24 protein-coding genes are annotated in these 25,843 nt (G+C 62.2%); 14 read left to right on the top strand and 10 right to left on the bottom strand.

Going from position 1 to position 25,843, the window contains the following annotated elements:
* Entirely contained in the window at positions 1 to 1,071 is a 1,071-nt protein-coding gene (locus ACO076_RS15790) for an ABC transporter substrate-binding protein (RefSeq protein WP_421723792.1), read from the bottom strand.
* Positions 1,072 to 1,227: 156 nt separating this feature from the next.
* Positions 1,228 to 2,313 carry a MurR/RpiR family transcriptional regulator gene (locus tag ACO076_RS15785; RefSeq protein ID WP_421723791.1) on the bottom strand — a complete coding sequence of 362 codons (1,086 nt, stop codon included), beginning with the start codon at positions 2,311 to 2,313 and terminating at the stop codon, positions 1,228 to 1,230.
* Here ACO076_RS15785 and ACO076_RS15780 point away from each other — a divergent pair.
* The 3 genes from ACO076_RS15780 to ACO076_RS15770 are packed head-to-tail and all read left to right on the top strand — an operon-like array spanning position 2,260 to position 5,680.
* Positions 2,260 to 3,498: a diaminopropionate ammonia-lyase gene (locus tag ACO076_RS15780; RefSeq protein WP_421723790.1), complete on the top strand. Its 1,239-nt coding sequence runs from the start codon at positions 2,260 to 2,262 to the stop codon at positions 3,496 to 3,498. The two genes, ACO076_RS15785 and ACO076_RS15780, sit on opposite strands and share 54 nt — an antisense overlap.
* The gene (locus tag ACO076_RS15775) at positions 3,495 to 4,760 is read left to right on the top strand and encodes a M20 family metallo-hydrolase (protein WP_421723789.1); all 1,266 of its coding nucleotides are present in this window, start codon (positions 3,495 to 3,497) and stop codon (positions 4,758 to 4,760) included. The genes ACO076_RS15780 and ACO076_RS15775 overlap by 4 nt, the downstream gene beginning before the upstream one ends.
* The gene (locus tag ACO076_RS15770; RefSeq protein WP_421723788.1) at positions 4,757 to 5,680 is read left to right on the top strand and encodes an N-carbamoyl-D-amino-acid hydrolase; all 924 of its coding nucleotides are present in this window, start codon (positions 4,757 to 4,759) and stop codon (positions 5,678 to 5,680) included. The genes ACO076_RS15775 and ACO076_RS15770 overlap by 4 nt, the downstream gene beginning before the upstream one ends.
* Positions 5,681 to 5,829: 149 nt before the next feature.
* On the opposite strand, the gene ACO076_RS15765 is transcribed toward ACO076_RS15770, so the two are convergent.
* The 6 genes from ACO076_RS15765 to ACO076_RS15740 form a co-directional block, all read right to left on the bottom strand.
* Positions 5,830 to 6,792, bottom strand: a complete 963-nt coding sequence (locus tag ACO076_RS15765) for a DUF6963 family protein (protein WP_421723787.1) — start codon at positions 6,790 to 6,792, stop codon at positions 5,830 to 5,832.
* A complete protein-coding gene (locus ACO076_RS15760) occupies positions 6,789 to 8,519 on the bottom strand; it encodes an ABC transporter ATP-binding protein (RefSeq protein WP_421723786.1) in 1,731 nt (576 codons plus the stop codon). Before ACO076_RS15760 ends, ACO076_RS15765 begins: the two co-directional genes overlap by 4 nt.
* Positions 8,516 to 9,409 carry a nickel transporter permease gene (gene nikC, locus ACO076_RS15755; RefSeq protein WP_421723785.1) on the bottom strand — a complete coding sequence of 298 codons (894 nt, stop codon included), beginning with the start codon at positions 9,407 to 9,409 and terminating at the stop codon, positions 8,516 to 8,518. Before nikC ends, ACO076_RS15760 begins: the two co-directional genes overlap by 4 nt.
* Complete coding sequence (locus tag ACO076_RS15750) at positions 9,409 to 10,329, bottom strand: ABC transporter permease (RefSeq protein ID WP_421723784.1); 921 nt, start codon at positions 10,327 to 10,329, stop codon at positions 9,409 to 9,411. Before ACO076_RS15750 ends, nikC begins: the two co-directional genes overlap by 1 nt.
* Before the next feature lie 61 nt (positions 10,330 to 10,390).
* The gene (locus tag ACO076_RS15745; RefSeq protein WP_421723783.1) at positions 10,391 to 11,947 is read right to left on the bottom strand and encodes an ABC transporter substrate-binding protein; all 1,557 of its coding nucleotides are present in this window, start codon (positions 11,945 to 11,947) and stop codon (positions 10,391 to 10,393) included.
* A gap of 177 nt (positions 11,948 to 12,124) precedes the next feature.
* Entirely contained in the window at positions 12,125 to 12,997 is an 873-nt protein-coding gene (locus tag ACO076_RS15740) for a MurR/RpiR family transcriptional regulator (protein ID WP_421723782.1), read from the bottom strand.
* Positions 12,998 to 13,448: 451 nt separating this feature from the next.
* Between ACO076_RS15740 and ACO076_RS15735 the strand changes: the two genes are divergently transcribed.
* From ACO076_RS15735 to ACO076_RS15710, 6 genes are read left to right on the top strand one after another with little or no spacing between them, the layout of a single operon-like run.
* Positions 13,449 to 14,522, top strand: a complete 1,074-nt coding sequence (locus tag ACO076_RS15735) for a LacI family DNA-binding transcriptional regulator (protein WP_421723781.1) — start codon at positions 13,449 to 13,451, stop codon at positions 14,520 to 14,522.
* Positions 14,509 to 15,450, top strand: a complete 942-nt coding sequence (locus tag ACO076_RS15730; protein ID WP_421723780.1) for a substrate-binding domain-containing protein — start codon at positions 14,509 to 14,511, stop codon at positions 15,448 to 15,450. Before ACO076_RS15735 ends, ACO076_RS15730 begins: the two co-directional genes overlap by 14 nt.
* An 8-nt stretch (positions 15,451 to 15,458) precedes the next feature.
* Complete coding sequence (locus tag ACO076_RS15725; RefSeq protein WP_421726747.1) at positions 15,459 to 16,241, top strand: ATP-binding cassette domain-containing protein; 783 nt, start codon at positions 15,459 to 15,461, stop codon at positions 16,239 to 16,241.
* Positions 16,238 to 17,257: an ABC transporter permease gene (locus tag ACO076_RS15720; protein ID WP_421723779.1), complete on the top strand. Its 1,020-nt coding sequence runs from the start codon at positions 16,238 to 16,240 to the stop codon at positions 17,255 to 17,257. The genes ACO076_RS15725 and ACO076_RS15720 overlap by 4 nt, the downstream gene beginning before the upstream one ends.
* On the top strand, positions 17,254 to 18,336 hold the full coding sequence (locus tag ACO076_RS15715; protein ID WP_421723778.1) for a phosphotriesterase family protein: 1,083 nt from the start codon (positions 17,254 to 17,256) through the stop codon (positions 18,334 to 18,336). Before ACO076_RS15720 ends, ACO076_RS15715 begins: the two co-directional genes overlap by 4 nt.
* Positions 18,337 to 19,101 (top strand): glutamine amidotransferase, encoded by a 765-nt coding sequence (locus tag ACO076_RS15710; RefSeq protein WP_421723777.1) that lies wholly within the window; start codon positions 18,337 to 18,339, stop codon positions 19,099 to 19,101.
* Here the strand turns inward: ACO076_RS15710 and ACO076_RS15705 are convergent.
* A complete protein-coding gene (locus ACO076_RS15705) occupies positions 19,098 to 20,087 on the bottom strand; it encodes a PfkB family carbohydrate kinase (protein WP_421723776.1) in 990 nt (329 codons plus the stop codon). The two genes, ACO076_RS15710 and ACO076_RS15705, sit on opposite strands and share 4 nt — an antisense overlap.
* Before the next feature lie 24 nt (positions 20,088 to 20,111).
* Here ACO076_RS15705 and ACO076_RS15700 point away from each other — a divergent pair, with 24 nt between their 5' ends.
* Both ACO076_RS15700 and ACO076_RS15695 read left to right on the top strand, forming a co-directional pair.
* Complete coding sequence (locus tag ACO076_RS15700) at positions 20,112 to 20,957, top strand: BtpA/SgcQ family protein (protein ID WP_421723775.1); 846 nt, start codon at positions 20,112 to 20,114, stop codon at positions 20,955 to 20,957.
* A complete protein-coding gene (locus tag ACO076_RS15695) occupies positions 20,954 to 21,622 on the top strand; it encodes a TenA family protein (RefSeq protein WP_421723774.1) in 669 nt (222 codons plus the stop codon). The genes ACO076_RS15700 and ACO076_RS15695 overlap by 4 nt, the downstream gene beginning before the upstream one ends.
* Positions 21,623 to 21,645: 23 nt before the next feature.
* On the opposite strand, the gene ACO076_RS15690 is transcribed toward ACO076_RS15695, so the two are convergent.
* Complete coding sequence (locus ACO076_RS15690) at positions 21,646 to 22,131, bottom strand: DM13 domain-containing protein (RefSeq protein ID WP_421723773.1); 486 nt, start codon at positions 22,129 to 22,131, stop codon at positions 21,646 to 21,648.
* Between the two features lie 209 nt (positions 22,132 to 22,340).
* On the opposite strand from ACO076_RS15690, the gene ACO076_RS15685 reads away from it, so the two are divergent.
* The 3 genes from ACO076_RS15685 to ACO076_RS15675 all read left to right on the top strand — a co-directional run bounded on the left by ACO076_RS15685 (position 22,341) and on the right by ACO076_RS15675 (position 25,794).
* A complete protein-coding gene (locus ACO076_RS15685; RefSeq protein WP_421723772.1) occupies positions 22,341 to 23,129 on the top strand; it encodes an SDR family NAD(P)-dependent oxidoreductase in 789 nt (262 codons plus the stop codon).
* Positions 23,130 to 23,264: 135 nt separating this feature from the next.
* Positions 23,265 to 24,473: an ROK family protein gene (locus ACO076_RS15680; protein WP_421723771.1), complete on the top strand. Its 1,209-nt coding sequence runs from the start codon at positions 23,265 to 23,267 to the stop codon at positions 24,471 to 24,473.
* A 52-nt stretch (positions 24,474 to 24,525) separates the two neighbouring features.
* Complete coding sequence (locus ACO076_RS15675) at positions 24,526 to 25,794, top strand: ABC transporter substrate-binding protein (RefSeq protein WP_421723770.1); 1,269 nt, start codon at positions 24,526 to 24,528, stop codon at positions 25,792 to 25,794.
* The last annotated feature ends 49 nt before the right edge of the window (positions 25,795 to 25,843 follow it).

The raw sequence follows: 25,843 nt of genomic DNA, 5'->3' as shown, positions 1-25,843 counted from the left end.
TCAGCTCGCTTTTACCTCATTCCACATGGTGACCCAGTCGTTGTAGCGGTTCGGAATCCGCTTCCAGATGAATGAGTCCATCACATCGAGGTTTTTTATGAACACGCGCTCTTGTTGTTCCGGTGTGAGCTCGTCGCGTGCCAACGAGGTCGACTGCGCATAAGGACCACCTATGGCGAGCATTTTTCCATATTCGGGTCCAAGCAGATAATTGACGAACTCGTAAACAGCGTCGAGTTTTTCGCCTTCGACGCCGGGCGGAATCGCCAACGCGTCGCACCAGGCCAGGACGCCGCTCTTGGGAAGAGCGAGGCCCATATCGAGCCCCTGCGCGTTCAGTTCGTAATAAGGGGGCAACCAGGAGAATGCGCAGACCACCTCGCCGGTGGCGAACAGGTTGGTTAAGTCGGCGATCGAGGTCCAGTAGGTGCGCAAGAGCTTCTTCTGGGCGAGCAGCGCCTTCTTCACCTCAGCGAACTGCGCGTCGGACATCGAGAAGATCTCGTCCTTGGGAATCCCGACATACAACGCCGCGATGATGATCGCTTCGATGGCGTAGTCACGCATGGCCAGTTTGCCGGCGTATTTTTCGCCTTCGAAGAACACCGACCAGTCCGGTTCGATGTCCATCAGGTCCTTGCGGTAGACGATGGAATTGATGCCCCAATAAAAGGGAACGCCGTAGCGCTGGTTGTCCTTCAGGTAGTACGGCACAGCGGCGAAGGCCGGATACATGGATTCGGCATTGGGGATTTTGGCCATGTCGAGCGGCCGCACCATATCCGCGGCGATGTAGCGCGACATTTCCCACTGGCCCGGGACGAACACATCGACCGAGCCCAAGCCGCCGGCCCGGAACTTGGCAAACTGCTCGTCATTCGTGCTCATGTAGGTCTGAGTGATGCTGATACCCGTCTTCGACACAAAGGGCGCTAGGTACTCCTCAAGGCCCAGATTGTTCCAGGTGTTCCAGACGATGTCTGTTGCGGCGCGCGCTGCGCCGAAAGGCCATGCGGCTGCCGCCCCGGCGGCGGCGGACGCCGCCATGAAATTCCTGCGAGTGAGTGCCATTCACGCCTCCTCAATGAGACCTGCCGCGGACACGCCGACCGCAGCTTCTTTCCAAACAGAATGAAAATCCAATTTCGTAAAATCCGCAACGTGAAAAATTCAAAGATGTGATAATTTTTTAGGACTGCCCATCTGGTGAGCAGGCAGACGCACTTTTCACCTCTTTCGGCGGCCTCTGGTCGGCGTTGTGGGGTCAGGCGCGTCGACGAGATGATGCATGCGTTCGATCTCAGCGAGATGCGCGGCCGATTTCTCACCGTCGTCGGCGCCGATGGCCGCGCAGATATGGTTGATGACGGTGATGGGTACCGCGTAGCTGTCGAACAAGGAGTGGCTACGCGTGTGGCACCGAAGTGCGACGGTCGCGAGCCGGGCGGAACGTGCCGCTGTCAGGTCGGTGATGAGGACGCTTTTGGCGCCGACCTCGCTGGCGTGCTCCATCATCTTGTAAAGAGCGGCGGGCCGGCGTCGGAAACCGATGACAAAGAGCGCATCGTCGGGCTGCAGGTGGACGAAGTCCTCGGCTAGCGTCATGCCGGCGATGGGCAAAAGCCTGACGTCGGTCTTGTTGTGGACCAACAACGTGCGGGCATAACTGGCCAAAAGATAGGAATTCCGGAAGCCGACCGTCCAAATACGCGGCGCTTCGGAAAGAAGCGTTACGGCCTCCGCCACCAGATCCGAGGTAAGGAGCGATGCAGTACGCGACAGGTTTTGAATGTCCTGCGCCAGGTGTTGGAATAAGTCGTTTGGCTGGGCGTGGCTGGCTGCCGTTGCCAGTTCGTATAAAGGCGACCCCCAAGCTTCCGAACGCCGGGACAGCAACCGCGCTTGACCGTAGCTCTTGTAGCCGAGACGCTTGAAGAACCGCGCTGCTGTTGCGTTGGACACCTCGGCCTTGGCTGCCAATTCTCCCGCTGTGAAGCTATGCAGTTGCCCTTGCGTCTCAAGCACGACTTCGGCCAGGCGCTGCTCGCCCTCGGTCAGGGTGTCGTAAACGTCCAGAATCCGCGCGTCGATCGGGCGCTGATCGGACTCAGGATTATCGGGCATAGAGGCGATTTCTCCATATTTCATATGCGTCAATTCGTGAAATAATTTTTTCGTTTTTTCATTGACTGCACATGTGGGCAGCGTAACTCTTAATGAGCTTGGATTCCATAATGGCGGTTCTGGACAGAAGACAACGTGATATCCCGCTTTGCACGCCTGCCGGCTCGCTTCATTCTCAACCCTCGCCATACGACCGGCCTCCCGTACCCCGAAACACTCAAGCCCATTCTGTCCGAGGCGGCTTCCGCGGTTGCGACCAAGGAGATCGCGTCTTGGCCGGGCTATGAGCCAACGCCCCTCATCTGGCTGGAGCCGCTTGCCGAGCAGCTCGGCGTCGAGGCTTTGTATTTGAAAGATGAATCCGAGCGTTTCGGTCTTAAGAGCTTTAAAGCGCTCGGTGGCGCCTATGCCGTTTATCGCGTGCTGGCGGAGGTGGTCGAACGCGCGGAGGGGCGCAGGCCAACCGCCGCAGAGATCGCTTCTGGCGAGTACTCAGACCTGACGTCCAAGGTGACGGTTACGTGTGCCACGGACGGCAATCACGGTCGCTCGGTGGCTTGGGGCGCAAAGACGTTTGGCTGCGCCTGCACCATTGTCGTTCATCAGACGGTCAGTGATGCCCGCGCTGATGCTATCGCGGCGTTCGGCGCCGATGTCGTGCGCTCGCGGGGCAACTACGACGACAGCGTGCGTGAAGCCGCAGAAGCCGCGGCCGAGAACGACTGGATCGTCGTTTCGGACACCTCTTATCCCGGTTATCTCGACATACCGCGTGACGTGATGTCCGGCTACTCGGTAATGGTCGGGGAAGCGCTCAGGCAACTCGCCGAGGCGGGAAAACCGCCACCGACCCATGTGTTTGTCCAAGGGGGTGTCGGTGGACTTGCGGCGGCGGTCACGTCGAAGCTCTGGGAGCGTCTCGGCGCAGCGTGTCCGAAAATCGTCGTGGTCGAGCCAGAAACCGCTGCATGCCTGTTCGTCAGCGCCGAGGCCGGTTCGCCTACCGTATTCAAGGGCGATCTCGAGACCATCATGGCGGGCCTCTCGTGTGGCGAGGTGTCGATATTGGCCTGGCGTATCCTCGATCCGGGCGCGGCCGGGTTCATGACCGTCAGCGACGCCGCCGCCGCCGAGGCGATGCGGCTTATGGCGAGCGGCGACGCCGGGCACCCTGTCGTCTGCGGCGAGTCGGGCGTCGCGGGGCTCGCGGGCTTGCTATGCCTGGCGGACCACAAGGATTGGCGCGACGCCATCGGCCTAGGCGAGGCAGCTCGGGTGCTGCTGATCGGCAGCGAGGGAGACACCGATCCGGACGCTTACTTTCGCATTGTGGGAGCCACGAGCGAAGACGTGGCGCGGCGAGCAGAAGGATGACGGTTCAAATCGACATAGACAGACTGATGGGGCGGATCTTCGCTCTTGGTAAAGTCGGGGCGTTGCAAGATGGAGGGGTCTGCCGGCTCGCGCTGACCGACGAAGACAAGCAGGGCCGGGATCTGCTCGTCGACTGGATGACCGCGCTCGCACTCGACATTCACATTGACGGCGTCGGTAACATCATTGGCATCCGCAAGGGGCGCAAAGACAACGCGCCAGTCATGATCGGCTCTCACATCGATTCGGTCGCGACCGGCGGACTGTACGACGGCGCTCTTGGCGTGCTTTCCGGGTTGGAGATCGTGGCCGCCCTTAACGATCATGGGGTCGAGACACAACGTCCCATCGTTGTTGTCGCCTTCACCAACGAAGAAGGTGTGCGCTTCGCTCCCGACATGCTCGGGAGTCTCGTCTACGCGGATGGTCTGTCGCTCGAAGAGGCCCTGGGGATCACCGGCATCGACGGTACGACGGTTGGCGACGACCTCGCGCGCATCGGTTACGCCGGCGACTGGCCAGTCGGGGGGATTCAGCCGCATGCCTATTTAGAGTTGCATATCGAGCAGGGTCCGGTGCTCGAAACCGAAGCCGCAGAAATCGGCGTGGTCGAGGGTGTGCAGGGTATTTCCTGGACTGAGATTACCTTTGATGGCACTTCGGCTCATGCGGGCACAACCCCGATGCGTCTGCGGCACGATGCCGGGCGCGCCGCTGCCGAATTCTCCGTCGAGATCACGCGCCTTGCCGAGCAAATGGGCGAAAGCCAAGTATGCACCATCGGTGCGGTGGAGCTTCATCCCAATCTGGTCAATGTCGTGCCCGAACGAGCGGTGATAACGCTGGACCTGCGTAACCCGGATGAAGAGCGGCTGAAAGCAGTGGAAGCCGGCGCCGCGGAACTGCTTGACCGCATTGCGGAGCGTCGTGAAGTCGGTGTTAAGACGCGAAAGCTCGCGCGGTTCGAGCCGGTGGCCTTTGCTCCGGCAATCGTGGACAGCATCGAAGCCCATGCCGCCAAGCTCGGTTATTCCAGCCGGCGAATGTATGCCGGCGCCGGCCATGACGCGCAGATGATCGCGCGTATGTGCCCGGCCGGCATGATCTTCATTCCGAGCAAAAACGGGCTAAGCCACAATGTGACCGAGTACTCGGCGCCCGAGGAGATCGCCCGTGGCGCCGGGTTGCTGCTGGAAGCGGTCCTCGACTTGGCCGGTGTGGCGAAGGCTACCGGCGACACACAAGAGGCGACAAGGCAATGAGCAGAATAATAGCGGTCGGCGCGGCCCAGATGGGTCCGATCGCGCGCGATGAACCGCGGTTCTCCGCTGTGTCCCGGCTGATCAAGTTGATGGAACAAGCCAAGGACGAAGGCTGCGATCTGGTGGTCTTCCCCGAACTGACGCTGACGACCTTCTTCCCGCGCTGGTACCTCGATGATCAGGCCGAGATTGACACCTTTTTTGAAACCGAAATGCCTGGACCGCACACACAACCCTTGTTTGATAGGGCGCGCGAACTCGGCATCGGCTTTTATCTGGGCTATGCGGAAAAGACCGAGGAGTCAGGGCGAGGGCGGCGCTTCAACACCTCGATACTGGTCAACGAACACGGCCAAATAGTTGGCCGCTACCGGAAGGTCCATTTGCCGGGCCATTACGAAAACGAGCCCTGGCGTCCCTTCCAACATCTCGAAAAGCGCTATTTCGAGCCAGGCGAGACCTTCTTTGAACCAGTTGACCTGCATGGCGGCAAGATTTCCATGGCGATCTGCAACGACCGCCGATGGCCTGAGGTCTATCGCGAGGCCACCTTGCGCGGCGCTGAAATGTTGGTTCTAGGCTACAACACTCCGGTTCATTATCCGCCGGCGCCCCAACACGACCACCTGCAGGATTTTCACAGCCATTTGTCCATGCAGGCGGGTGCTTACCAGAATGGAATGTGGGTCGTCGGCGTTGCCAAGGCGGGCCGGGAGGAAGGTTGCGACCTCATAGGCAGGAGCTGCATCATCGCCCCAACCGGCGAAATCGTCGCAGAATGCAAGACGCTTGGCGACGAGCTAATCACCTGCAACTGCGATTTCGATCAATGCAGCGAGCTTAGAAACAACGTTTTCAATTTCGAACTTCACAGACGTCCCGAGATGTACCCCTTGTTGTCAGCGACTAAGTCGCCCTAGCCGCCTCTCATTGTGGACGCCAAGGCCTTCTCGAAAGCGTTGTCGCTGTGCGCACAAAGGGACACGGTGTTCCGATCCGCCGCGGATGGATGGCTGAGGACTTTCGACGCTAGTTGCTCTCGCCGGTGATTGCCAAGACCTGACGCGTGTCACTCGGCCTCTAAGTTGGCTCGAGGAGTCCGAGCCTTGCGGTCCATACGCCAGCCGACGCGCTCACCGCCGCGGCCGCCAACGATGTGACCGTCGTGCGCCACGGTGTAGACCTCGTAGGTCACGTAACCGACCGCAGCGCCGTTGACATGCACTGGATCGCCACGTCGAACGGCCGCCCCTTCCCAGTGCTTGTCGAAGCAGCCTTCGTCGGGCACGATGATCGCAAGAGGTTTCCCCGTGTCGTCGACGACAAGATGACGGTAGTCGCCTTGCTTCAGCGGCAAGCCGATCACCGACGCTTCGCCGTCAATCCGGTCGCCGGGTGCGACCGCGTCAATGGCGGCCGACACGGCGAGTGCGGCAAGCGCCCGATGCGGGAAAACCGAATTGTGCAGTACACCGATCCTGAGGCCGCTCTGCTCGTCCTTTGTCAGTGCCTCGCCAATATCGTCACGCTGCGCCACGGCCTCGGTGTTTCCGAGCGCGATGTCGCCGGCGACATTCATCGCGATGAGACCGGCGTCCGCGGTCGGGTCGAGCGCCAGCGCTTCGGCAACCGCCTCTTCCGGAGATGCGCCGGCATCAAGGCAGTCGAGCGCGACTTCGTAGAGCGACCTGCCACCGGCGCACGGCATGTTGGGAAAACGATGGCCGGTGAGCAGGCCGGCTCGCGGGTCGCCGACCGCAAACTGACTCAGCGGCTCCGGCCGGTCCGGACCCGACGACATCAGAGCTGCCAACGGCGCCTCGGCCAGGCGGCGCGGCAAGCCGGCACCGCCGCATAGCCCTGAGGCGCCACCGCGCTGCGCGCCTTCAAACGCCAGCTCACCGTTCGCATCGACTACGGTCAAGCTGACAAACCCACCGATCGCACCGCGACCGACCGAATCGACTGCACGCAACGCCTGAAACGCCGCCAGTCCCGCCGAAGGTCCCGAGATAGCGATACCAATCGTCATTGCGCCACCATGTGTCCAGGCGCCACTTCCGCCAGCGGGCCGACGGGAAGAGTAGCCGGGTCGATGTCTGGAGGAGGTAGGCGCTTGCGCGACGGGTCCGGCACCGGCACGGCCGCAAGCAGTGCCTGCGTGTAAGGATGGCGGGGCTGATTGAGAACGTCCTGCCGAGCACCGATCTCCAAGATCTGTCCTTGGCGCATCACGGCGACACGATGCGCGACTTGCTCCACCACCGCCATGTCATGGCTGATAAAGAGATAGGCGAGGCCGAGGCTCTGCTGCAGCTCGAGCATGAGTTCCAGAACCTGCGCCTGAACGCTGACATCCAGCGCCGATGTCGGCTCATCCGCGACGATCAGCTTCGGTCCGACGCCGAGGGCGCGCGCAATGCACAGGCGCTGTCGTTGACCGCCGGAGAACTCGTGTGGGAAGCGGCTCATCTGGTCTGGCGTCAAGCCGACGCGCCGAAAGAGCGCCTCCGTCCTATCCGTGAGTTCGGAGCCGACGGCGACTTCATGGATCTTCATCGGCTCCTCCACTAGCCAGCCAGCGCTCTTCCTCGGATTGAGCGCCGCGAACGGATCCTGGAATATCATCTGCATCTGCCGCCGTGCTTTGCGCAGGGCGCGGGTCGACAGACGGCGGATGTCGTTGCCACCAATCTCGATGCGTCCTTCGTCCACCTCGAGCAGACGCAGGACCGCACGACCCGTTGTCGATTTGCCGGACCCCGATTCGCCGACAAGCGCCAGCGTCTCGCCCTCGGCGAGTTGAAAACCGACATCACGCATCGCCGCGGCGGCGACCTTTCCCCGACCCAAAAGGAAACCGCGGCCATGGAAGGTCTTGCAGAGGCCCTCGGCGCGCAGAAGCGGCGCCCCCACCGGTGCAGAGTCCGCGACAACGGTTCTCGGCACGACGGTTGCGGCAAGCGAGCCGAGTCGCGGAACCGCCTCCAGAAGGCGCCGCGTGTATGGGGCCTTCGGCGCGGAGAACAACTCCCGAACGGTGTTCTCCTCGACCTTTTCGCCGCGATTCATTACGACGACGCGGTCGGCCATCTCCGCGACCACGCCCATGTCGTGGGTGATGAGGATGATCGAGGTCGAGAACTCGTCTTTTAGCTGGCGCATCAGATCGAGGATCTGGGCCTGGACGGTAACGTCGAGCGCGGTGGTCGGTTCGTCGGCGATGAGGATCGCCGGATCCGCCGCCATGGCCATGGCGATCATAACCCGCTGACGCATACCGCCGGAGAGCTCATGCGGAAACTGCCGCATGCGGTGGTCCACGCGGTCGAGCCCGACCAGCGCCAGCATTTCCCTTGCGCGCGCGTCGGCCTGGCGCTGGGTCATCTTCTTGTGCTCGACCAGGGCTTCGGTGAGCTGCAGCCCGATACGCAAGACCGGTGTCAGCGAGGTCATCGGTTCCTGGAAAATCATGGTTATGCGGTTGCCGCGGATGGCGCGCTGGTCCGCCTCGGGCAGAGCGAGGAGATCGCGATCCTCGAATATTGCGCGCCCGCTCTCGATCGTGACACCACGCGGCGGCAGGAGACCAAGCAGGGCGAGGCTCGACACGCTCTTGCCCGAGCCACTTTCGCCGACGATCGCCAGGGTCTCGCCGCGATTCAGCGTGTAGGAAAAGTCGCGTACGGCAACGCTGCGCGCGGCGTTCTTGCCGAAGGCGACGGTGAGTTTCTCGACCGAGAGCACCGGGCCGGTCATCGCGCCCTCTGCCGTGGGTCGAGAGCCTCGCGCGCGCCGTCGCCAAGCAGGTTGAAACCGAGCACCGTCACCGCGATGGCGACACCCGGAAAGATCATCATCCACGGAGCGCGATTGATCAGATCGCGGCTCGCCGACAGCATGAAGCCCCACTCGGGCTGCGGCGGTTGGGCGCCGAGACCGAGGAAGGAGAGACCGGCCGCGGCCAACACCGCGGTCGAGATGCCGAGGGTGCCAACGACGATCAAGGTCGGCACAACGTTGGGAATCAGGTGCAGGAAGATGAGACGTCCGTGTCCAGCGCCGGCGGACACCGCACTTTCGAAATACGGCTTGTTCTTCTCCACCAGCACGACCGAGTGCGTCACCCGCGCATAGAACGGTATCGAGGCGATGCCGATGGCGATCATCGCGTTGGTAAGGCCGACGCCGAAGATGGCAAGGCAGGCCAGGGCTATGACGATCTCCGTGAAGGAGAAGAGGACATCAACCAATCGCATCAGGATCCGCTCCGTCCATCCGGACGCGTAGCCGGCGACCAGCCCGAGCAGCAATCCCGAGGTCAGCGAGATGCCCACCGCGATGACCCCGATTTGCAGCGTCAATTGCGCTCCGTAGAGGATGCGACTGAATACATCCCGGCCGAAATCGTCGGTGCCCATCCAGTGGGCCATGGACGGCGGCTGCAACCGCGGGCCCGCCGCCATCTTCAGCGGGTCGAACGGCGCCAGCCAGGGCGCGGTCGCGGCGGCGAAGACCAGCAATCCCACAACGGCCAGCCCAATCGCACCGCTGGGACTGGATAGCAGAGCGCGGAAGAAGACGCCTCGCCGAACAGGCGTTTCGGCTCGGGTATCGTTCGCGTCGGTTTCCGTCGTCTCCGCGGTCATCATGAGTACCGGATGCGCGGATCGAGGAAGCCGTAGGCGATGTCGACGACTACCGAAGCCAGCGCGACCACGGTGGCGAAGAACAGGATGAAGCCCTGTATCAGGGGGTAGTCGCGGGCGAACACCGCTTCGATGGCGAGCCGACCGACGCCGTTCCAGGCAAAGACGTTCTCGACCACGATAGCGCCGCCCATCAGGTAGGCGAACAGGAGGCCAAGCATCGCCACGATCGGAACCAGGCCTGAGCGCAAGGCATGGCGGTAGAGCACCAGCGCCTTTGGTAATCCCTTGGCGCGGGCGGTTCGGACGAAGTCCTGGTCGAAGATGTCGATCATCGCAGAGCGGGTCATCCGTGCCAGAACCGCAGCATTAGCCAGGCCGAGCGTCATTGCCGGGAGTATGAGGCTGGCCCAACCGCCGCCGGCCACCGGAAGCCACTGCAGTGTCAGAGAGAAGAGGAAGAGCAGCAGCAGTCCCAGCCAGAAATGCGGCATGGAGACCCCGACAATGGCGACAATCATAGCGCCGACGTCGATCCATGTACCGCGCTTGTAAGCGGCGAAAAAGCCGAGCGTCATGCCAACAACGATTGCGATGAACAGGCTGGCGACCGTCAGTGCCAGCGTCGCAGGGAATCGACTCATCAGGACGTCGAGCACCGGCTGATCACCGACGATGGAGCGCCCGAGGTCGCCGTGAGCCAAGCGACCCAAGTAGAGCAGATATTGTTTCCAAACGGGTTGGTCGAGGCCAAGCCGGACGCGGATCTCGTCGAGCTCCTCAGGGGTGGTTTGGAAGCTGCCATACATGATCCGCACGGGATCACCTGGCACCACGTGAACCAGCAACGTGACGGCAACGGTGGCGATCCAGATGGTCACCACCGCAGCCATCAGCCTTTGAGCGATGAAACGCGCCACGCGGTACCCCTCAAGTCGATCCGGCGCGCAAGACCCGCCCGCGCGCCGGGGGTGCTGATCGCTAACCGGTGGTCATCTGTACATCGAGGAAGATCGGATGCAGGAACGGCCCAACCTTGAAGCCTTCGACCTCGGGACGCACCGCGAACACCCATTCCCATCCCGGCGTATAAAGACCGATATGGGCGGCATTCTCCATCAGGTACTTGATGACGTCCTGGACGGCGACGAGCCGCTCCTCCTCGTCGATGGTGGTGCGAGTCTTCTCCAGCATCGCGTCGAGCTCGGGGGTCTGGAAGCCGGAATAGGCACCCGGAGAGTGCCACAAAGCATAGAGAATGTCCGGATCGTACCAACCCCAGGTCATCATGTCGAAGGTACCGGGGGACGGGTCGTCGGGGCTCTCGTTCTGCTCTTTGACCCGGGCATTCATGGTGCCGATGTCCATAATCTCGATCGACGCCTGGATGCCAACCTCGGCGAGCTGCGCCTGGAAAATCTCGGCGAGCTTGTGCCGGTTGCCGCCTGTCCACACGAACATCGTCGTCTCAAGCGGGTTGTCGGGGCCGTAGCCGAGCTCGGTCAGAAGTTCCGTGGCCTTCTCCGGGTCGTAGGGATAGCCGAACTGCTTGCAGAACTCTTGATCGTTGCCGAACACGCCGCGAGCGATCGGGCACCACTCGCGCTGGCTTAGCCCGCCGTAAATAATGTCGATCGCCATTTGCGGATCCGTCGCATAGGCCACCGCCTGACGAGCCCGAATGTCGTCAAATGGCGGACGCGAGATGGTGAACTCCCAGAAGACGTTCTGCCCGGTGTTGTCGGCGACGACAATGTCGAGCTCGCCGGAGTCTTCGATCGCGGGGATATCGTCGAATGGCGGCTCCGCGATATCGACTTCACCGGTCCGGAGCGCGGCCAGGCGGGTCTGCGCCTCAGGTACGGTGCGCACGATCAGGCGATCGATGTGAGGCGGGCCTTCGTTGTCGACCGGCTTGCCGAGATTCCTAAAGTCCGGATTCGCATCCAGGACGACCTCGTCGCCTTTGACCCACTCGACAAGCTTGAAGGGCCCGGTGCCGATGCCGGTCGAGGAGCCGAACGTTTCGGCGGTGTTGCTATCACAGACCATGGACGAGAAGCTGTCCGCGAGGAACGGGAGAAAGGCGCCGAACTTGCTCGACATAGACACTTCAAAGGTCAGCGGGTCGATTACCTCGACGCTCTCGATCGGCCCCCAACTTGTCCTAGTAAGGCTCGGACTATCGCCAAATGCACGGTCGATGGTGAACTTCACATCGTTGGCGTCGAACGGCGTGTCGTCATGGCACATGATTCCGTCATGCAGCTTGAAGGTGTAGCTCAGCCCATCGTCGCTCACCTCCCATGACTCGGCCATGTTCGGCTGAGCCTTGCCGTCCATGTCGAAGGCAAGCAACGTGTCGTAGATCTGGTCCCAGACCTGCATTGAAAGGGTGCTGGTTGCACGGTGCGGGTCGAGCGAGTCGATATCGCCGTAGCGAGCCCAGACCAGTTCCTCGGCGGCCGCGGCACCGGTGCACAGGGCGAAGGCCCCGACCAGTACCGAACGACCCAACCCCAATTTCCATCCGCTCATGATAGTCCTCCGTGGTTTCAGCCGGTCACCGCGTATAGCGGGTCATCCGGATGAGGAAGACTGACAAAGCAAATCACGGCTGACAACAATTTTTCATTTTCGCACGATTAAGTTTCATAAATGAGTGATTTTCTCTAAGAAGAGCGACTCCAAGAGTCAATTTTGAAACGAAATGCGTTACTTATCCACCATGCCTTCGTCCTCGTCCCACTCGGCGTGAATTTCCTCGATCACACGCAGACGGCTCACGGCGGGATCGCCGATACCGGCAGCAAGGCGGGCGCAGAGATAGGTGATCAGGCTGACTGCGGCGGTCATCGAGTCGAACAGCGTCGGCCCGCTTGAGTGCACTCGCAGGATCAATGTTGAGGCGCTCTTGTCACCAGCGCCAAGCCGGTCGGTCACGAGGATAATCTTGGTGCCGGTGCGGGCGGCAAAGCCGAGGATGTTGCGCAGCGCCTGGGAGCGCCGGGTGAGGCCGAAGGCGAGCACGGTGTCGCTTGACGAAATCGACGCGAACTCCTCAGGGATCGGGAAACCAACGATCGGAATCATACGAATGTCGGGTCGAAGCTTGATCAGCATAGCCCGGGCAAAATGGGCAAGCGGATAATCGCCACCGAATCCGATGACCCATGGCTTTTCGGCGTAGCGGAGGAGTTGCACCGCCTGATTGATCTCGTCTGGCCGGAGGAATTCGAACGTGCGAACGAGGTTTTTGACCTCCGATTCCAGATAAGCGCCAGGATGTGGGATGGCGGACGTGCCGAGTACATCGGCCGGTACGCCAAGCGGCTGCACCCCGCCTTCGCGGATTTCGCGTTGTGCCGCCTTGTAGCCGGAGTAGCCAAGCCGGCGGAATAGCCGGGCCGCCGTTGCCTTCGATACCCCGGCCCGTTCGGCGAGCTCGCCGGCCGTCGAAACCCGCAAGATGCCGACATCCTCGAGGAGAAGGTCGGCGAGTCGCCTCTCGCCGCGTGGCATGCTGTCATAGGCGGCAAGCAGCCGCTGGCCGATATGGAGCGAAGAGTTCGCGTCTATCCCAGTCATTCCGGTCCGTCCAATTGCGCGATGGGCCACGCCCCGGCTCACCGGGGTCGCGGAAAAGGCTAGCACCGGCACAGTTATGGCCGAAACGAATTTGCCTGGGATGTGACTACAACCGGAACGGGCAAGGGAAACGCAGTAGCGGGCGGTCCGCCATGTTTCGACAGCTTCGGGCCTGAGGCGCGCTGGGTAGCCATCGCGCTTTCGACAAGCGCCCCCGGCTGAACACCGAGCACAGCATTGTCAGGCGGCTTTCCCAAATGACTGGGTCGATCGGCGCGAGCAAAACGGCGCAGAGGATCACAGCCCTCCCATTCACGATACTCACCGGGCCGGCTCGACACTCCGGCTCTGAAGTGGCTGGAACCTAGGCAGGCCTGCCCAACAATGAGCCTTGATCATCGAATCGCTCCTGATAGGATGGTAAAGCGGTTTAGTGAAACGGTTTACCGGGATGAGCGATCGACGCGCCGTTGCCAGGTTGCGCGATGTCGCCGAAGCGGCCGGCGTATCCGTGACGAGCGTGTCGCGGTATCTGAATGGTTCGTTGAACCTGCCGGATGAGACCGCGAGCCGGATCGACACTGCCATCAAGACGTTGGGCTACCGCCCGAATCCTCACGCCCGGAGCCTCAGTCTCGGTCGATCCAACACGATCGGCCTGGTTATTCCGGACATCGCCAATCCGTTCTTTGCCCAGCTCGCCGCGTCAGTCGAGGCGGCGGCGGACGATCGCGGGCTTGGCGTCTTGCTCTGCGCCACCCTTAACCGGGCCGGGCGCGAACACGAGTATCTTGAACGCCTCCGTCGGAATCACGTGGACGCCCTGTTGTTCATCACGAACCATCCCGACGACGGCTCACTGGCCGAAGCGATCGGCGGGGAGCCTCGGATCGCGCTACTCGACGAGGATATCGTGGGAACGAAGGTACCAAAGGTGTTCTCCGACAACTTCGGTGGAGGGTACGCGGCCACTGCCCATCTGGTCGAAGCGGGGCATCGGCGGATCGCGTTTCTGGGTGGCCCACGCGAAATGATGAGCACACGGGACCGAATGGCCGGATGCCGCAAGGCTCTGTCGGAGGCCGGGTCTGACGCCGATCTCGTTGCGGCGACCTATGGTGACTACTCGATCGCCCAGGGTCGCGCCGCGGCGGAGAATCTGCTCGGCAAGCTCAGCGGCGCAACTGCAGTGATCGCCGCGAGTGACGGGATGGCGGTCGGCCTTATGGAGGTGCTGGTCGAACGGTCCCTGACCGTGCCGGGTGACCTTTCCATCGTAACCTTCGACGACGTCGAGCCGGTTCACCTGTTCAATCCACCCCTGACGGCCATTCATCAGCCAGTGGCCGAGATGGGCCGCCGGGGTGTGGAGATCGTTGCTCGCCAGGCTCGCGGCGAGACCCCGCCGAGTGACGTGGAGCACCTTGCCTGCACCCTAATTGCGCGCGCGTCCGTCGCGACGCCCGCAAACAAGCCGGGGCGGACCCGGCTCAACCAGAGGAGAAACCAGCATGCATCCCATTAGTCGTCGACTGGCGCTTGCCGCGTTGGGCGGGGCATCGCTTTACCTCGCCGCCGGCGCGACCGTCAGTGCCCAGGACGAACCGACCTTCGCCCTTGTTCAGATCAATCAGCAGGCGCTGTTCTTCAACCAGATGAACGAGGGCGCTCAGAGCGCCGCTGACGCCGCCGGTGCCAACCTCGTCGTCTTCAACGCCAACAATGATCCGGCGGCGCAGAACAACGCCATCGAGACCTACATCCAGCAGGAGGTCGACGGCCTCATCGTCGTTGCGATCGACGTCAACGGTGTTATGCCAGCGGTCATGGCGGCAGTAGAAGCGGGCATTCCGGTTGTCGCGGTGGACGCGGTTCTTCCCGACGGACCGCATAAGTCTCAGGTGGGCGTCAACAACGAACTCGCCGGCGGGATGATGGGTGACTACTTCGTCGAGTATGTCGGCGACGGTGGGGCCAAGATCGGCATTGTCGGTGCGCTCAACTCGGCCATCCAGAACCTTCGTCAGAAGGGGTTCGAGGACAAGATCGACGCGGTCGACACCATCGAAACCGTTGGCGTGGTCGATGGCCGGAACATCCAGGACAACGCTCTTGCGGCCGCGGAGAACCTCCTGACCGGCAACCCGGACATGACGGCAATCTACGCCACCGGCGAGCCGGCGTTGCTGGGCGCACTTGCTGCGGTCGAAAGCCAAGGCCGAACAGGTGACGTTAAGGTGTTCGGCTGGGATCTGACCGCTCAGGCCATCGCCGCCATCGACGCGGGCCATCTGGTTGCGGTCATCCAGCAGGATCCGGCCGGGATGGGCGCGGCGGCGGTCGACGCGCTCGTGACCCTCTCCGGGGGTGGCGATGTTGACGCGGCGATCGAAGTACCGATCACCATCGTAACGACCGGGAATGTCGACGACTTCCGGTCGATGTTCCAGTGACCAATGCGATTCCTGCGGAGGCGACATCGGTCGCCTCCGCGCCAACGAGCGAGACCGGTGTCCCGCGGGTTAGCCTGCGGGGCATCGTCAAGACGTTTGGATCGATTCAGGCGCTTCGTGGCGTCGACCTCGATATCTTCGGTGGAGAATGCCTCGGCCTGATCGGCGACAACGCCGCGGGCAAGTCGACGCTGACGAAAGTGCTGTCCGGGACGTACGTTCCCGACGCGGGTTCCATTGAGATGGACGGAGAACCAGTCCGGTTCTCGGGGCCGGCTGAGGCGCGCGCCAGGTCCATTGAAATGGTCTATCAGGACCTCAGTCTTTGCGACACGATCGACGTCGCCGGCAATCTCTTCCTCGGGCGCGAGCTGTCACGCGGTGGCTTTCTCGACAAGGCGGCGATGGCGCGAGAAGCGCGACGGATACTCGAGTCGCTAGGCATCAAGATCCCGAACCTGGCGGCCATGGTGGCTCAGCTCTCCGGGGGACAGCGGCAGTCAATTGCGATCGCGCGCGCAGCCGCATTCTCGCCGCGTGTTCTCATCATGGACGAGCCGACCTCTGCCCTTGCCGTGGCCGAGGTCGAGGCTGTGCTGAACCTTATCAACCGTGTGAAATCGCAAGGGGTCGCGGTCATACTCATCACGCATCGGCTGCAAGACTTGTTTCGGGTATGCGACCGTATTGCCGTCATGTACGAGGGCCTGAAGGTGGCCGAGCGAGACACTCACAAGACCAGCCTTGAGGAACTGGTTCGACTGATCGTCGGCGAGGATCGCCTCTCATGACCGCTGAGACCGCCTATTCCAGCAGGCCGGAGGGCTCCCGGCTTCGCGACACGCTCGCCGCCCACGCGCAGGTCCTCGCCATAGCGGCATTCTTTATCACGTGCTGCCTGCTCTTCACGGTCATTACCGATCACTTCCTCAGTACCGGCAACCTTCTCAATCTCATCCGCCAGGCGGCGCCGATGCTGATTGTCGCCATCGCCATGACTCTGGTCATAACCACCGGCGGCATCGACCTGTCGGTCGGCTCGACGTTGGCGCTGACCAACGCGGTCGCGGCAATCGCGCTGCAGGGAGGGCTACCGTGGCCTCTCGTTGTGGTCGCGATCCTTGCGATGGGGGCGCTGATCGGCGCGTTCCAGGGCTTCTTCGTCGCGTATCAGGGCATACCGTCGTTTATCGTGACACTCGCCGGCTTGTCGGCGCTTCGCGGGTTTGCCCTTCTGCTGACGCAAGGGTACTCGATCCCGATACCGCCGAGCACTTTCACGGAACTCGGTCGCGGGTCGCTGCTCGGCATCCCGATCCCGGCGCTGATCGCGGTTCTGGTCGCCATCGTCGGGTTCGTGGTTCTCGACTGGACGCGATACGGACGTCAGGTCATTGCCATCGGTTCGAATGCGGAAGCAGCGCGTCGGGTTGGCATGCCCTCCAAACGGGTCGCCGCCTCGGTGTTTGTCCTGTCCGGACTTGCCGCCGCGCTCGCCGGTCTGATTGTCGCTGCCCGTCTCGGCTCCGGTTCGTCAAACGCGGCCGTCGGTTTCGAGCTGGAGGTGATTGCCGCGGTCGTGCTTGGTGGGACATCGCTGATGGGCGGACGCGGGACGATGATCGGCACCGTGCTTGGCGCCCTGACCATTGCGGTTATCGGCAACGGCCTGATCCTGGCGCACGTCTCGCCGTTTTTCACCCAGATCGTCACAGGCGCGATCATCCTCCTGGCGATCTGGCTCAACACCCGTATCTTCAGCCGGCTTTCAACAACGCGCCGCCCCAGCGTCAGAGGTGGGGCATGAGCGAGCGATCTCCAGCCCATGTCGGCTCCGGCCAGGTCATGACGGTCACCGGTCCGATCCCGTCGGCCGATCTGGGCGTAACGCTGATGCATGAGCACCTTCTGAACGACTGCCGGTGCTGGTGGAACGAGCCGTCAGAAGAGAGCCGCCGCTACCTTGCCGACGGGGCGGTGAGCATTGAGATTCTTGGCGAGCTTCGGATGGACCCGTTCGTCAATCTCGACAACTGCAGTCTTGACGACGAAGCGGCGACGATCGCGGAACTGGCGCCGTTCGTGTCGCTTGGCGGGCGCTCGGTGGTCGATCCCACGTGCCGCGGCATCGGGCGCAATCCCGAAGCACTGGTCCGCATTGCACGGGCAACGGGGCTCAACCTCGTCATGGGGGCCGGCTACTACCTGGAGAGTTCGCATCCCGTCGATGTCGCCTCGATGTCACCCGATACGATCGCCGACGAAATCGTTACAGAAGCGCGGGATGGCGTAGGCGACACCGGGGTCCGGATCGGCCTGATCGGCGAGATCGGCGTCTCTGGTGAATTCACCAGTGCCGAAACCGTATCGTTGAGAGGCGCAGCGCGCGCTCAGGTCCGCACTGGGTTGCCGTTGATGGTCCATTTGCCGGGCTGGTTCCGGCACGCTCACCAGGTGCTCGACATCGTCGAGGAGGAAGGCGCAAACCTTCGGCATACCGTCCTGTGCCACATGAACCCTTCCGGTCACGACTCGGGATATCAGGACAGCCTGGCCGAGCGGGGAGCGTTCCTGGAATACGACATGATCGGCATGGATTACTGGTACGCCGACCAGGGAGTGCAATGCCCGTCGGATGACGACAACGCGCGGGCCATCGTCCGGCTGGTCGAAAAGGGATATCTTGACCGGCTGCTGCTGTCGCAGGACGTCTTTCTGAAGATGATGCTGACGCGACACGGCGGCTTCGGTTACGCCTACATTCTTCGCCATTTCCTGCCGCGGCTCGCCCGGCACGGACTCACGGATGCGCAGATCCATCGATTGATGGTTGATAATCCCCGGTCGGTCTTTGACTCAAATCCCCAAGGCGATGGAGGCGACTGAATGACGCGTGTCTTGCTGGTCGGCGAAAGCTGGATGAGCGCAGCGACGCACTATAAGGGCTTCGATCAGTTCGGCAGTGTGACTTTTCATCTTGGCGCTGAACCGCTGGTCGAGGCGTTGAAGGGCAGCCCGTTCGACCTTCGGTATATGCCGGCCCACGAGGCAGTGACGGGCTTTCCGATGACCTTCGAGGAGCTTGACACTTACGATGTGGTCGTCCTGTCCGACATCGGAGCCAACTCGCTGCTCCTTCATCCCGACGTTTGGCTTTCAGGCAAAACGGTCCCGAATCGCTTGAAGCTGATCAGGGCGTGGACGGAGGCTGGCGGCGGGTTGGTCATGATCGGCGGCTATCTGTCGTTCCAGGGCATCGACGGACGGGCCCGCTGGCGCCGGACGCCGGTTGAGGACGCGCTGCCTGTGACCTGTCTTCCCTATGACGACCGGATCGAGGTTCCGGAAGGCTTCTCGGCGGACGTCACGGGACCGGCCGACCACCCGATTCTGGCCGGACTTGGCGATGACTGGCCGGCTCTTCTGGGCGCCAATGAGGTGGAGGTGCGGGATCGGGAGGGCATCGAAGTTCTGGCACGGCTGCCGATGGAGGAGGGTGGCTCGCCTCTGCTAGTGGCGGGCCCGTACGGGACCGGTCGATCCGTGGTCTGGACGTCGGACATCGGTCCACACTGGTTGCCCCAGAGCTTCGTCGAGTGGCCAGGATATGCCCGGCTGTGGCGCAACGTGTTTGGATGGGCGGCGGGTTAGGGGGCTAACTTGGCCGGCGGCCCTGAATCGATCATCTTTTTGCCTTCGCCCGGCGGAGCGCCGGGCCTACCATCCGGAGTGCTCCGGGGGCCCGAAGACGGTCTGCCGAGGGCGCGCAACTCGTCGCGCGTTGGGAAGGACGATCGGGTCCCCGGGCGTCCAACGGTGATTGCGGCGGCCGAGGTCGCGCGCTCGAGTTCCGAGGCCGTCACCCTGCTGCGCTCCAGCCAGCCGGCCACCAGAACGCCGGCGAAGGTGTCGCCCGCGCCCGCGGTGTCGCGGACCGTGACCGCCTTTGCCGGGACATCGATGACGCCCTCCTCCGTGTGGCTTAGGGCTCCTTCGGCCCCAAGCGTGATCACGGCCGTTTTGGCGCCGCGCGCAAGCAGTGCCCTGGCGGCGTCAGGAGAGCCAGCGACGCCGGACAGGGCATGGGCCTCATGGGCATTCACGACAAGAAGGTCGACCAACGGGAGCAGCCCGGAGAAACTGGCGCGGACGGGCGAGGGATTGAACGCGGTCTTCAGCCCCCTTGCCTTCGCCTTGCGAAGTGCATGCTCAGTGACGCGTTCCGAAAGATTGCCCTGCACGAGCAGGGCATGGTGGTCGGCTGTGAGCGCACGATCGACGTCGCCGGGGTCGATCCGATCCGCGCAATCGGTCGTCGTTACGATGGCGTTCTCGCCGTCGCGACTGACGAGAATCACCGAGCGATCGGACGGGCCCTCGCACAGCCGTAGCTGCGGTGTTGCAATCCCATCCACCGCCAAGCACTCGCGGATCCGAGTTGCCGCATCGTCACTGCCGATCGCCGTCACCAAATCGACGCGGACGCCGCAGCGGGCCAGCATCGCTGCCTGGTTGGCGCCTTTGCCGCCGAGATCGTGGCCGCCGGGGCTAGCCAGCACGCTAACGCCGGGAGCCGGCCAGTCCGCCAGGGCAAGCGTTTCGTCGACCGCTGCGTTGCCGATAACAAGGACCCGCACGAAGCAAATCTCCAGGAACGTATGATGACAATACGAATATCACAGGACAGAGGGAATGCAATAGCAAATATATTTGCCAAGTCAAAAGTATTGATCGGAATGATTCATTGCCCACCCCTTCCCGGATCGCCAAGATATACATCTCAATCGATCGATGAAATCAGTGAAAGAGCGTCTGAGGACGCACGAGAACTACTGGATGGTGGTTTTGATGGGTTGATGATCGAGAATCACGGCGACATCCCGTTTCTCAAGCCGGACGAGATAGGCCACGAAACAACAGCATCGCTCGCAGTGATCGCTGACCGGCTTCGCACAACGTTTTCGGTTCCCATCGGCATCAACGTCCTCGCCAATGCAGCGTTGCCGGCCCTTGCGGTCGCCAAGGCCGCCGGCGCGCAGTTCGTCAGGGTCAACCAGTGGGCCAACGCCTACGTTGCCAACGAAGGGATCGTCGAAGGAGAAGCCGCGCGGGCTCTTCGCTACAGGGCGATGATTGGCGCGCGCGACGTAGCAGTTTTTGCCGACGCTCATGTGAAGCACGGCGCTCATGCCATCGTTGGGGACCGGTCGATACCGGAGCTCGTCCGCGACGTGGAGTTCTTCGACGCCGATGCGGTGATCGCCACGGGGCAGAGGACGGGCGACTCAGCCACGATGGACGAAATCGAGACGATCCGATCGGCGACCGACCTTCCGGTCATGGTGGGCAGCGGCGTCACGCCCGACAACGTCGCGGCAATTCTCGAACGGGTTGATGGCGTCATCGTCGCCAGTTCGCTCAAGCAGGACGGCGTCTGGTGGAATCCGGTTGAGGCCGCCCGGGTCCGGGCGTTCGTGGACGCGGCGAGACCGGTGTCGGGACGATGAGCAGGTCGTCCGACGAGCGATTTTCCGAAACGTTGCGCCTCGAGAACCGGGATGTATGGGACGCGATGCAGCAACATCGCTTCGTCGCGGACGTTCTTGCCGATCGGCTGCCGCCCGGTGTGTTCAAGCGCTACCTTGTCTACGAAGGTGCGTTCGTTGAAACCGCGATGGCGATCTTTGCGTTGGCTCTGGCTAAGGCGCCCGGTTTGCCGCAGAGGCTATGGCTCGCGGGGGTCGTCGACGCGCTCGCGCGAGAGCAGATACCCTACTTCGAAGAACGGTTTGCTTCGCTCGACGTGAGGCCTGGCTCCTACCAGCCGTTCCCGGACGCTGTCGTTGCCTTTCGTGATGGAATGCTGGCGTTTGCCGAGGACGGCGCCTACGACGATATTGTGGTGTCGATGCTTGCCGCCGAATGGATGTACGTGACCTGGTGCGCTCGCCCGGCGTCGGGAACAATCAGCGACCCCGACCTTCGAGCCTGGGTCGCGCTCCACACCGAACCGGCGTTCGCTGCCCAGGTGGAGTGGCTTCGGGCCGAGGCCGACACGACCGGCAGACGAGCGTCAGCGGAAGGGCGGGATCGGTTGATCGGGGTCTTCCGCAAGACGCTGGAACTAGAGATCGCGTTTCACTCTGCGCCTTACGACGAAGGTCGCGGCTGAGCGTCAGGGCGGGGTCGGAGCCATCAGCTCTCGGTGACCAACGTCGCTGCTGAAAAGAGGACGCTGAACTGCTCGCACCAGATGACCACCGAGCCGAACTCAGAAAGATCGGTTCCTTCGGGCACGATGTAGTTCTGGTCGCCGATATTGCCTTTCAACTGCCCGAGCGACACCCACTCGCTGTCGGTCACGTCGGACGACGATGTGATGTCGCCGTTCTTGACTAACCAGACCTCCAGATCAGGGCCGTTGGTCACCTCGAAATCGGTCAATCGGACGATTCCCGCACCGCCGGCGGTCTCGACGACTGTCGCCGTGCCGGAGCCCTGGTGGAACGAATCGGCATCGGTGAATTGGCCGGTCGCCAGAGTCGAAACCATCAGCTCAGCCGGAAGCGTCTCGTTCACTTCCCGATCGATCCATAAGGGTGACGCGAGGTAGAAGAACGCATTGCCGGCGGCGAAGCCGATCAATCCGGCGACAACGGCTGTGACAAGTATCTTTTTCATGATCAGTCCCCGTGTTGGTCGACGGCAAAGTAATGCGACGTTTGTCAACATACATGACACTTTCGTGTGAGTTTTTCCGCGACCTCGCCCCCGCGCCGGTGAGCGCGACCTGATCTTGTTGGCTCCGCCGGACGCAACTTGTAGACCCATCCGGCGCGATGCGCCTCAGGCGTCGTGACACCTCTTCCGCAACTCCGGAGATCAACCGAATGCTCATCGACCTCAAAGGCAAAGTCGCAATCGTCACCGGTGCCGGCCGCGGCGTGGGGCGAACGATTGCCAGGACTCTCGCTGATGAAGGCGCCATCGTGGTCGGCACCGACATTCGCGATGATCTGTTGGAGGACGCCGGTGCCGAGTGGGAGCAGAACGGGTGGCCGGGTGCGCATCTGTTGTGTGACGTGCGCGACAAGACGCAATGTCAAGCGGTGGCCGATGCTGCGGTCGAGCGGTTCGACCGGATCGACATCCTCGTCAACAACGCAGGCGTGGCGGGCGGTGGTCCTGTGGAGGCGCTTGCCGAGGATGATTGGGATCGAAATCTCGACGTGAATCTCAAGGGCACATTCCTGATGTGTCAGGCGGTCACGCCGGTGATGAAGCGACAACGTTGGGGACGGATCATCAACGCGGCTTCGTTTGCTGCGATCATCCCTTCGCTGGGCGCCGCCGCCTACGCATCGAGCAAGGCGGGCGTCGCTTCGCTGACGAGGGTTCTCGCCGGAGAACTCGGACCGTCGAACATCACCGTCAACTGCTTCGCGCCGGGTATGATCCCGACCGACATGAACCGCTTCGCCGATGCCGATCCCGCGCGGCAGGAAGCATTGCTGGATACACTGTCGCTGAGGCAGTGGGGCGATCCCGTCGATATCGCCAACCTCGTTTGCTTTCTCGCCTCGGATCTCGCCAGCTACATCACTGGCGCGATGATCGACATTTCTGGCGGGAAGTTCGCGACCCAGATGCCCTGGGCAGCTTATCGCAAAGAGCGGTGAAGTGCGCGGCGCCGAGGGACATGCGCACGCACCCGATCCGAGCGCCGAGACCTGTTGCGCTTGTCGGCAAGCACAAAAGGGGCTTCCGATTTCCAGAATTCCTGTTAATTTACAAAGTGAATTAAGGAACGGGTGATGGCTCTCAGGGGCAATCAAAGCACAGCGCGCGCACTTAATCGCCGCCTAATCCTGGATCAGCTGCGGCGAGACGGTCCGATGAGTCGGGCAGCTATTGCTGCGGCTGTTGGTTTGAGCCCGGCGGCCATCACTCTGGTCACCGCCGACCTGATCAATGAGGGGCTGCTGACCGAGTGCGATGCGTTGCCCGGATCCTCCGGACGCCGCCCGATCCCATTGGACATCGACTATGGTTCAAGGTTCTCGGTCGGCCTGAAAGTCACCGTTGGACACGTGATTGGCGTCGTCACCAATCTTGCCACGCGCGTACTGGCCGAGGTTGAGGTACCACTGACCGCGCATGATCCGGAGACCGTCGTGGTCGCGTGTGCGGAGGCCTCCGAGCGACTTCTTGAGTCGGCCGGCGTCAGCCGCGATGCGCTGATTGGTGTAGGCGTCGCGCTTTCGGGGCAGGTCGACGCTGAGGCCGGTATTTGCCGGCAGGTTCAGCGCTTTGGCTGGCGCGACGTGCCGATCGCCGCCCTGTTTGCCAATCTGGTGTCAGTGCCGGTATGGATCGACAACGACACCAATGCGTTTGCTGTCTCGCAGCATTTGTTTGGTCACGGCCGCGGAAAACGGAACATCGCGGCGATCGCGCTCGGCCTTGGAGTTGGTGCCGGCCTGATAGTTGACGGCAGACTCTATCGCGGTACTGGCGGGGCGGCCGGCGAATTCGGTCACAGCTTCGATCGTGCTGGCCGGATTTGCGAATGCGGCCGGGATGGTTGCATGGAGACTTATTGCTCCGATCCGGGACTCATTCGAACCTGGGTGCAACGCGAACCGTCTGCGGCGGGCAAGGGCCCCGAAGACCTGAACGCGGCCGCTGACGCCGGCGATCCGACAGCTCGCGAGATCTTACGTGAGTCGGGGATCAGACTGGGCCGTCACGTTGCAGCGCTTGTCAACGTCGTCGATCCTGAGATCATCGTGTTCGGCGGGGAAGGTGTGCGCTTTGGCGACCATTTGTTTGGGCCGCTGCGCGGGGTCCTTGCCGAGGTTTGCTATTCTGGTCCGCCAGCTTTGGCGATCGACTTGCCTGAAACCAGTTGGCCGCGCGGTGCGGCCACTCTAGCGATCCAGCATTTCTTCAACTTTGAAGCGACAGGAGGGTTTGCGCCGAAATCATCGGAACAGTCAGTGAGTAGCTTGGCGATAGCTTAGCTTTGATTGCCCGCAACGAGAGTACCGGGCTTTGTCCTATCGGGAGGAAAATATGACCAAACTTGGATTCACTGCGGTCGCTGCGACCGGCATATCACTGGCGCTCGGCAGCGCCGCGAATGCCGAGCCGAAGACCCTGATGCTCCACCAGTGGGCCACAGGATCGGATGCCGCGTCGATCGCGATACTTGGGGAGATGTTCGAAGAGGCTGGCGGAAGCTGGGAGCAAACCGCGATTTCCGGCCATACAGCCAATACTCTCGCCAAGTTGCGCTCGGATGTGATCGGGGGCAATGCGCCGGCCGCCGTCCAGCTCAAAGGACCTGAGATCGCCGAGTGGAATGCGACCGGCATGACATCCAATCTGGACGAACTTGCTGCGTCCGAGGGATGGGACGAGGTCGTCGCTCCGGAGCTCCTTCCGGTCATGAAGCCCGCGGGCTCCTGGGTCGCGGCACCTATGAACATCCATCGCATCAACTGGCTATGGGCGTCGCCCAGCGTGATGGAAGAGGCCGGTGTCGAGAAGCTGCCGGAAACCTGGGCGGAGCTGAACGCCGCGTGTGACAAGGTGGTCGCGATCGGCAAGATTTGTCTGTCGCATTCCTCCGCAGACTGGACGGATTCGACCCTTTTCGAGGTCGTCGTTTACGGTATGGATCTTGATCTCTATCGCAGCGCCTTCGTCGAAGGTGATCCGGACGCGATCCGCTCCGACGGCATGATCGCAGCCCTGGAGCAGTTCCAGAAGATGACCAGTGAGTACATGGACCCGGGTATCTTCGGTCGCGACTGGGACAACATGCCGGTGCAGGTCGGCAACGGCGATGCTGCGTTCTACATCATGGGGGACTGGACCATCGGCAACTTCGCGGCCTCCGGCTTCGAGCAGGGCAGCGACTACATCTGCGCGCAGGCCCCGACCGACTGGGATGGCGCCGGCTTCATCCTCAATTCGGATTCGGTGGTCTTTTTCCAGCAGAACGATCCTGATTACCAGGAAGGCCAGAAGCTACTTGCCTCGACGATCCTGTCGCCGGAGTTCCAGACGGTCTTCAACAAGTCGAAGGGCTCGATCCCGGCGCGTCTCGACGTCGATCTGTCGAGCGGTTTCAACCCATGCCAGGAACTCGCCCAGGCAGAGTTGAAGGGTTCGATCGAGGAGGGGACTCTCGTCCGTTCCATGGCGCATAACATGACTGTTCCGCAGGCCGTTCGCGGTGCCATCATGGATAACGTCACCGAGTTTGTGGCGACTCCGGAGATGGCTCCGGAAGAAGCAGCCAATCGCATCGCTGACGCGGTCGAAGCCGAGATGTAAGACTCCGGTCGGAGAGGGACGGGGCGTCAAGGCCCGTCCCTCTCCGGAT

Origin of the sequence: Bauldia sp., from assembly GCF_965232525.1 — a bacterium.
Lineage (GTDB): Bacteria > Pseudomonadota > Alphaproteobacteria > Rhizobiales > Kaistiaceae > Bauldia.
Note: the sequence above shows the minus strand (reverse complement) of the source record. Positions and strands in the feature narration are given on the sequence as shown.